Annotated in this window: 6 protein-coding genes and 1 pseudogene; 2 read left to right on the top strand and 5 right to left on the bottom strand. The window is 70.4% G+C overall.

Going from position 1 to position 8,301, the window contains the following annotated elements:
* Positions 1-184 precede the first annotated feature (184 nt).
* Positions 185-640: a (2Fe-2S)-binding protein gene (locus K0M70_RS07010; RefSeq protein ID WP_290780962.1), complete on the top strand. Its 456-nt coding sequence runs from the start codon at positions 185-187 to the stop codon at positions 638-640.
* A gap of 62 nt (positions 641-702) precedes the next feature.
* Positions 703-2,862, top strand: coding sequence for a xanthine dehydrogenase family protein molybdopterin-binding subunit (locus tag K0M70_RS07015; protein WP_290780964.1), 2,160 nt, complete (start codon positions 703-705; stop codon positions 2,860-2,862).
* Positions 2,863-2,865: 3 nt separating this feature from the next.
* Here K0M70_RS07015 and yedA read toward each other — a convergent pair whose 3' ends face one another.
* The 5 genes and pseudogenes from yedA to K0M70_RS07040 form a co-directional block, all read right to left on the bottom strand.
* Positions 2,866-3,753: a drug/metabolite exporter YedA gene (gene yedA / locus K0M70_RS07020; RefSeq protein ID WP_290780966.1), complete on the bottom strand. Its 888-nt coding sequence runs from the start codon at positions 3,751-3,753 to the stop codon at positions 2,866-2,868.
* Positions 3,750-4,610, bottom strand: a complete 861-nt coding sequence (locus tag K0M70_RS07025; RefSeq protein ID WP_290780967.1) for a methylated-DNA--[protein]-cysteine S-methyltransferase — start codon at positions 4,608-4,610, stop codon at positions 3,750-3,752. Before K0M70_RS07025 ends, yedA begins: the two co-directional genes overlap by 4 nt.
* A gap of 52 nt (positions 4,611-4,662) precedes the next feature.
* Positions 4,663-6,840 (bottom strand): carboxy terminal-processing peptidase, encoded by a 2,178-nt coding sequence (locus tag K0M70_RS07030; protein WP_290780968.1) that lies wholly within the window; start codon positions 6,838-6,840, stop codon positions 4,663-4,665.
* A 122-nt stretch (positions 6,841-6,962) separates the two neighbouring features.
* Positions 6,963-7,967 (bottom strand): lipoyl synthase, encoded by a 1,005-nt coding sequence (gene lipA, locus K0M70_RS07035; protein WP_290780970.1) that lies wholly within the window; start codon positions 7,965-7,967, stop codon positions 6,963-6,965.
* Positions 7,968-7,980: 13 nt separating this feature from the next.
* A pseudogene (locus tag K0M70_RS07040) lies at positions 7,981-8,289 on the bottom strand (lipoyl(octanoyl) transferase); the annotation flags it as partial.
* Positions 8,290-8,301 lie beyond the last annotated feature (12 nt).

An 8,301-nucleotide genomic window follows, 5' to 3' on the forward strand; every position in this document is an offset into this window, starting at 1 on the left:
GCGCGGGGGGCCGGCCTCCGGTGCGGGGGGCCGCGCCGACCGCGTCCACGCCTTTGCCAGCGCCACACTGGCCGGCGACATCGACACCGCGGCCGACCTTCACCGCGGCGGGGCGACTCCACTTGGACCGGGCAAAAAGCAGGAGTAGGCTGCCCAGGCCACCCAGCCGCCGCAAGGGACTTCCATGAAACTTTCAGTGAACGGCGTCGAGCACGACGTCGATGCCTCCAGCGACATGCCGCTGCTGTGGGTCCTGCGCGACCTGATCGGCCTCACCGGCACCAAGTACGGCTGCGGCATCGCCCAGTGCGGCGCCTGCACCGTGCACGTGGACGGCGTGCCGATGAAGGCCTGCATCACCCCGGCCTCGTCCATGGCGGGCCGCAAGATCACCACCATCGAAGGCCTGTCGGCCGACGCCAGCCACCCGGTGCAGAAAGCCTGGGCGGAACTGGACGTGGTGCAGTGCGGCTATTGCCAGTCCGGCCAGATCATGGCCGCGGCGGCGCTGCTGCAGGTGGTGAACAATCCCGACGACGCGCAGATAGACGCGGCGATGGCCGGCAACCTGTGCCGCTGCGGCACTTACCCGCGCATCCGCGCCGCGATCCATCGCGCCGCCGAGATCGGCAAGGCCTGAACCGCAATCCCTGATTCCCGCGCGCCGTCCCCGGCGCCCACCCAGTTCGACGGAGAACGCCCGTGAACGCTGAACACCTTCCATCCCGCCGCACCTTCCTCAAGGCCAGCGCCCTCGTCGGCGGCGGCCTGGTGGTTGCCTTCGTGGTGCCGGGCGGCAAGCGCCTGGCCTTTGCCCAGGAAGCGCCGGCCGCCGCGGCAGCGCTCACACCCAACGCCTTCCTGCGCATCGGCGCCGACGACAGCGTCACGGTGCTGTTGGCGCATTCGGAAATGGGCCAGGGCATCTGGACCACGCTGCCGATGCTGATCGCCGAAGAGCTCGACGCCGACTGGGCGAACTTCAAGGTCGAACATGCGCCCGCCGCGCCGGTATACGCCAGCATCGCCTTCGGCATGCAGGGCACCGGCGGCTCCACCACCACCTGGTCGGAGTTCGACCGCTACCGGCAGGTGGGCGCCACGGCGCGCGCCATGCTGGTGCAGGCGGCGGCGGCGCGCTTCGGCGTGGACGCCTCGGCCTGCCGCACCGAAAACGGCGCGGTGATCGCCGGCGACCGGCGCGCCACCTACGGCGAACTTGCCGACGACGCCGGCAAGCTGGCGGTGCCCACCGACGTGGCGCTCAAGGCCCCGGCCGACTGGAAAGTAATCGGCAAGCCCACGCGCCGGCTCGACACGCCCGAGAAGATCAACGGCAGCGCCGTGTTCGGCATGGACATCCAGTTCGAAGGCCTCAAGACCGCCGTCGTGGCGCGCGCGCCCGTGTTCGGCGCCACCGTGAAATCGTTCGATCCCGCGCCTGCGCTGGCCGTGCCCGGCGTGCGCAAGGTGGTGCAGGTGCCGTCGGGCGTAGCCGTGGTGGCCGACCATTTCTGGGCCGCAAAGAAGGGCCGCGACGCACTGTCGGTGGACTGGGACCTGGGCCCGAACGCCGGGATGGACTCGGCCAGGCAGCTGGCGCAGTACCGCGAACTGGCCAAGAGCGATGGCGCCAACGCCGCGCGCAAGGGCGACGCCCGCGCCAGGATCGCCACCGCCGCGAAAACCATCGAAGCCGAGTACCACGTGCCCTACCTCGCGCACGCCGCGATGGAGCCGCTCAACTGCACCGTGCGCATCAGCGCCGACCAGTGCGAGCTGTGGGTGGGCACGCAGTTCCAGACCATCGAACAGGGCGCCGCCGCCGCCATCACCGGCCTCAAGCCCGAACAGGTGAAGGTGCACACGCCCTTCCTGGGCGGCGCCTTCGGCCGCCGCGCCACGCCCGGCGCCGACGTGGTGACCGAAGCGGTGCACGTGGCCAAGGCCGCCGGCCTGCCGGTGAAAACGGTCTGGACCCGCGAAGATGACACCCAGGGCGGCTACTACCGCCCGATGGTCTTCGAGCGCGCCCGCATCGCCCTGGGCGACGACGGCCTGCCGCTGGCCTGGGACCACGTGCTGGTGGGCCAGTCGATCATGGCCGGCACGCCGTTCGCGGGCCTGGTGAAGGACGGCGTGGACGGCTCGTCGGTGGAAGGCGTGAACAACTCGCCTTACATCACCGGCCTGGCTGACCATCGCGTGGACCTGCACTCCCCCACCAACGGCGTGCCCGTGCTGTGGTGGCGCTCGGTCGGCCATAGCCAGAACGCCTTCGTGATGGAAAGCCTGGTGGACGAACTGGCGCACGCCGCCGGCCAGGATCCGCTGGACTACCGCCGCGCGCTGCTCAAGGGCCATGCGCGGCACCTGGGCGTGCTCAACCTCGCGGCGGAGAAAGCCGGCTGGGGTTCGCCGCTGCCGGCCGGCCGCGCGCGCGGCATCGCGGTGCATGAATCCTTCGGCAGCTACGTGGCCCAGGTGGCCGAGGTGTCGGTGCAGGATGGCGCGGTGCGCGTGCACAAGGTCACCTGCGCCATCGACTGCGGCGTGGCGGTGAACCCGCTGATGATCGCCGCGCAGATGGAGTCGGGCATCGCCTACGGCCTCAGCGCGGCGCTGCAGGGCAAGATCACCTTCAAGGACGGCCGCGTGCAGCAGTCCAACTACCACGACTACCCGTCGCTGCGCCTGCCGGAGATGCCCGAAGTGGACACGCACGTGGTGGCCAGCAGCGAAAAGCCCGGCGGCGTGGGTGAGCCGGGCCTGCCGCCGATCGCGCCCGCGGTGGCCAACGCGGTGTTCGCCCTCAACGGGCAGCGCCTGCGCGTGCTGCCGCTGGCGCTCGCGAAAGCCTGACCGCTAGGCCACCCGCGCCTTGGCGCGGGTGATGATCAGCACGCCGGCCAGGATCACCGCCATCGCACCGATGGCGCTGAGGCCGAAGCTTTCGCCCAGCAGCAGCGCGCCCAGCAGCACCGCGATCGGCGGGTTCACGTAGGCATAGCTGGTGGCCAGCGCCGGCCGCACGTTCTGCAGCAGCCACACGTAGGCGCTGAACGCCACGATGGAGCCGAACGCCGCCAGGTAGCCCACCGCCAGCGTGGCCTCCAGCGGCGGCACCTTGGTGATGCGCTCGCCCAGCGCCAAACCCAGCACGCCCATCGCCACGCCGCCGCAGACCATCTGCGCCGCAGTGCTCATGAATGGCGCGGGCAGGTCGCGGCCCCGGCTCCAGATCGAACCCCAGGCCCAGGCGATCGGCGCCGCCAGCAGCGCCAGCATGCCGGCCGGGCTGGCGCGCATTTCGCTGCCCACGTTGAGCCAGATCACGCCGACGAAACCCACCGCCAGCCCCAGCCATTCGCCGCGGCTGGGATGTTGGCGCTTGAGCACGCCGAACAGCGCCGCCCACAGCGGCATGGACGCCACCGCGATCGCGGCCAGCCCCGACGACACCGTCTGTTCGGCGAAGTTCACCAGGCCGTTGCCCATCACCAGCATGAAAAGCCCCATCACCGCCGCGTTCTTCCACTGTGCGCGGGTGGGCGCGGCGTGGCCGCGCCAGCGCAGGAAGCCATAGAACACGGCGCTGGCCGCCAGGAAACGCAGGCTGCCCATCAGAAAGGGCGGGTAGCCTTCCAGCCCGACGCGGATGGCGAGATAGGTCGAGCCCCACACCAGGTACACCGAGGCGAGCGCCAGGGCGACCGCGAGGGCGGACGGTGCCGCGGATTTTCCAGGACTCATGCGCGGCTCTTGGGTTGGGCTTTCGACAACAGCGATTCGGACGCCAGCAGCGCCTGCTTGCGCGGCAGCCCCCAGCGGTAGCCACCCGGGGTGCCGTCGCCGCGGATCACGCGGTGGCAGGGCACCAGCACCGCCACGCGGTTGCTGGCGCAGGCGCGGGCGACGGCGCGCGCCGCCCGGGGCGCGTCCAGGCTGGCGGCGAGTTCGGCGTAGCTGCGGGTTTCGCCCGGCGGGATGCGCATCAGCGCCTGCCATACGCGCAGTTGGAAGGCCGTGCCCACCAGCTCCACGGGCACCGTGCCGGACCGGCTGGCCAGCGCATCGGCCACCGCGCGCAGGCGCGGCGCGAGGAAACCCTCGCGACCCTGCTCAACCCAGTGCAGCGTGGCGTTGGGGAACTCATCGCGCAGCTCGCGCTCCAGCGCCTGCGGGTCGTCGCCCAGGGCCACCGCGCAGATGCCGCGCTCGGTGGCGGCCACCAGCGCCTGGCCCAGCGCGGTGTCCACCAGCGACCAGCGGATATCCAGCCCCGCTCCACCGCGGCCGTAGGCCAGCGGCGGCATCCCCAGCCGGGCAGCGCCGTCCTGGTACACGCGGCTGGGCGAACCGTAGCCGGCGTCGTACAGGGCATGGGTGACGCTGCGCCCGCCGCGCAGCCCGCGCTTGAGTGCGGCCAGCCGGCGCTGCGCAAGATATTCCGCGGGCGTGAGCCCGAACTGGTCGCGGAAGCGACGCTGCAGGTGGGTCGCGCTCAGGCCGACGGCGGCGCCCAGCGCTTCCAGGCCCAGGTCGTGGTCGTCCAGCAGGCGGCGGGCCTGGTCGAGACGGGGATCAGCGGTGGCGGCGCGGGTGGGCATGCACACAGGCTAGCCGGCGCGCGGGGCGCCGGCTATCCGGATCTTGCTGTGCTTATTCGGCCCAGATGGTCGGCTGGCGCGTCACCGGCAGCACCTTGGCGGTCAGGGCGCCGTCGCTGGACAGCAGGTCGAGCGCATCGGCCAGGATGGCCGCCGATTCGCGCAGCAGCGGGTCGGGACGGTTCTTGGCGGCTTCTTCCACCGCGGTCTGGTCGGCGACGCTGCGCTCGCTGGCGCTCAGGCCGTCGTCGGCGCGCGCCAACGTGTCGCTGTCCAGTCCTGCCGCCTTGCGCTCGGCGGCGCGCTGCTTGCGCTGGCTCTCCAGGCGGTCGCGCTCGGCGCGCCGCACGGTTTCGTTGAGCGAGATGGTTTTCTTCTCGCGGTCCTCGCGGAAGGTGGCCACGTCCTGCGCCCACCAGCCGAACTCGGCGTCCGTGGCCACGCGCGCCTTGTGCCGGCTGCGCAGCTGCGGGCCCAGCGAGGTGAAGTTGCCGACGTTCATGTGCGGCGCCTGGGCGATGCGGGTGGCCGGCAGCGCATTGTCGAAGCTGCTCTCGCCGTACTCGCTGGCGTCCAGCGTGACCGGGAACTGCAGGTCGGGCACCACGCCGGCGTGCTGGGTGGTGCCGCCGTCAACGCGGAAGAACTGCGCCACGGTGAGCTTCACCTGGCCGAACTGGACGTCGTCCTTGCGCGGGAAACGGTCCAGGTCGATCAGGCTCTGCACCGTGCCCTTGCCGAAGGTGGGCTCGCCGATGATCAGGCCGCGGCCGTAATCCTGGATCGCGGCGGCGAAGATTTCCGACGCCGACGCCGAGCTGCGGTTCACCAGCACGGCCAGCGGGCCATCCCAGGCCACGCCGCCCATGTCGTCGGATTCGACGCTGACGCGGCCGCCGGTTTCGCGCACCTGCACCACCGGGCCGGTGTCGATGAACAGGCCGGTGAGCTCGACGGCTTCAAGCAGCGAGCCGCCGCCGTTGTCGCGCAGGTCAACCACTACGCCGTCGACTTTTTCCGCACGCAGTTCGCGCAGCAGCCTGGCCACGTCAACGGTCGCCGAACGGGCGTCCTTGTCGCCGCGACGCTTGGCTTCGAAGTCGAGGTAGAACGTGGGCAGCTCGATCACGCCGATGCGGCGCCCGTCAACGTCGATGACGCGCTTCTGGGCGGCCTGTTCCTCCAGCTTCACCTTGTCGCGAACGATGGCGATCGCGGTGGGCGTGGCGTCGGTGCCGGCCTCGGCGGGCAGAACGTCCAGGCGCACCTGGGTGCCCTTCTTGCCGCGGATTAGCGCCACCACGTCGTCGATGCGCCAGCCCACCACGTCGGTCATCGGGCCGCTGGCGCCCTGGCCCACGGCCACCACGCGATCGCCCACCTTGAGCTTGCCGTTGGTGCCCGCCGGGCCGCCCGGCACGATGGTGCGGATGACCACGAACTCTTCCTGGCGCTGCAGCACCGCGCCGATGCCCTCCAGCGAAAGGCGCATCTGCATGTTGAAGTTTTCGGCGCTTCGCGGCGACATGTAGCTGGTGTGCGGATCGATGGACGTGGCGTAGGCGTTCATGAACGTCTCGAACACGTCATCGGCGCGCAGCTCGTGCACGCGCTCGGCAAGGCCGGCATAGCGCTTGCCCAGCGTCTTGCGGATCTCGTCCTGGCTGCGGCCGGCCAGCTTCAGGCGCAGCGCGTCGTTCTTGACGTACTTCAGCCAGGCGGCGTCGAGCTCGGCGCCGCTGGCCGCCCAGGCCACGTCTTCGCGGTCGTAGGCCCAGCTGTCGTCGGTGCTGAAGTCGAAAGGCTTGGCGAGCAGGCGGTTGGCGTAGGCCACGCGGTCGTCCACGCGCTTCACGTAGGTGGTGAAGATGTCGTAGGCGGCGCCCAGCTGCTGGTTCTTGATGGCGTCGTCGTGGCGCGTGCGGTAGGCGTCGAAGCGCGTGATGTCGGCCTGGGTGAAGAACAGCTTCTGGGAATCCAGCGACTCGAGGTAGCGGCGGTGGATTTCCATCGACAGCGCATCGTCCAGCGGCTTGGCGCGGTAGACGTAGCGGCTGTCGGACAGGATGCCGTACACCAGGCGGGCCGCGGCGGCCTGTTCGGCGCTGGGCTGGTAGCTGGCGGCGGCCGGGACCTTCTTGGCAGGCGCAGGAGCCGGGACAGACGTACCCGCCAGGGCCATGGCCAACGGCAGCGCGACGGAAAGGGCGATCAGCTTGTGCTTGAGCATGGGGTCTTCCGGTGATTCAGGGGTCCAGCATGCGCCCAGCATAGCCGCCGGGCGTGTGCCTTAAGTGATGTGCGACCAATACGCGGGGCATTCGTTCAGCCCGATGTTAAAGCCGCGTTTACTCAGGACGTCAGGGCCACGTAGCCGGCATCGGCCGCCATGCGGTCGGCGTGGTAGGACGAACGCACCATCGGGCCCGAGGCCACGTGCGTGAAGCCCATCGCCAGGCCTTGTGTTTCCAGCGCCTTGAACTCATCCGGGGTCCAGTAGCGGATGACCGGGTGGTGGTGCGGCGTGGGCTGCAGATACTGACCGATGGTGACCATGTCCACGTCGTGCGCGCGCAGGTCGCGCAGCGCACCCAGCACCTGGTCCCACTCTTCCCCCAGGCCCAGCATGATGCCGGACTTGGTGGGCACGTCGGGGTGCTGCGCCTTGAAGCGCTGCAGCAGCTGCAGCGACCAGTCGTAGTCGGCGCCGGGGCGCACGTTGGCATACAGCTCGCGCACGGTTTCCAGGTTGTGGTTGAACACGTCCGGCGGATGGGTGGCCAGGATTTCCAGCGCGCGGTCCATGCGGCCCTTGCCGCGGAAGTCGGGCGTGAGGATTTCGATCTTGAGCTCCGGCGACAGCGCGCGCGCCTCGCGGATGCAGTCCACGAAATGCTGTGCGCCGCCGTCGCGCAGGTCGTCGCGGTCCACCGACGTGATCACCACGTAGCGCAGGCCCATGTCGGCCACCGTGCGGGCCAGGTTGGCCGGCTCGCTGGCGTCGGGCGGCTTGGGCCGGCCGTGGGCCACGTCGCAGAAGCTGCAGCGGCGAGTGCACACCTCGCCCAGGATCATGAAGGTGGCGGTGCCGTGGCTGAAGCACTCGTGGATGTTGGGGCAGCTGGCTTCTTCGCACACGGTGACCAGGCGGTTCTCGCGCAGCTTGGCCTTGAGTTTGGCGACGGCATTGCCGGCGGGGATGCGCACCCGGATCCAGCTGGGCTTGCGCAGCACCGGCGCCGATTCGTCGAACTTCACCGGACTCTTGCCGATCTTGTCGCCGCCCAGTTGCTTGGCGCCTTCCACCAGCGGCGAACCCAGCACCTGCAGCGGAATGGTCTTGGCGTTGTCGGACATGGTCGGGGGCGGCTCAGGCGGAGGGGGTGAGGTCGGGCGCGTCGGGCGAAAAACCGGCGGCCAGCCCCAGGGTTCGGGACAGGGCCTGGACCAGGGCCGGCTTGATCGCGGCCGGGTCGCCGGGACCGCCCAAGTCTAGCACCGAGGTCACTTCCAGCCCCTGGAAACCGCAGGGGTTGATGCGCCGGAAAGGCTCCAGGTCCATGGCCACGTTGAAGGCCAGGCCGTGGAAGCTGCAGCCGCGGCGCACGCGCAGGCCCAGGGCCATCACCTTGGCGCCGCCCACGTAGATGCCGGGCGCGCCGACTCGGCGCCCCGCAGCGCTGCCCTAGCC

This window comes from Arenimonas sp. (assembly GCF_019459675.1).
In the GTDB taxonomy this organism is placed as follows: Bacteria; Pseudomonadota; Gammaproteobacteria; order Xanthomonadales; family Xanthomonadaceae; genus Arenimonas.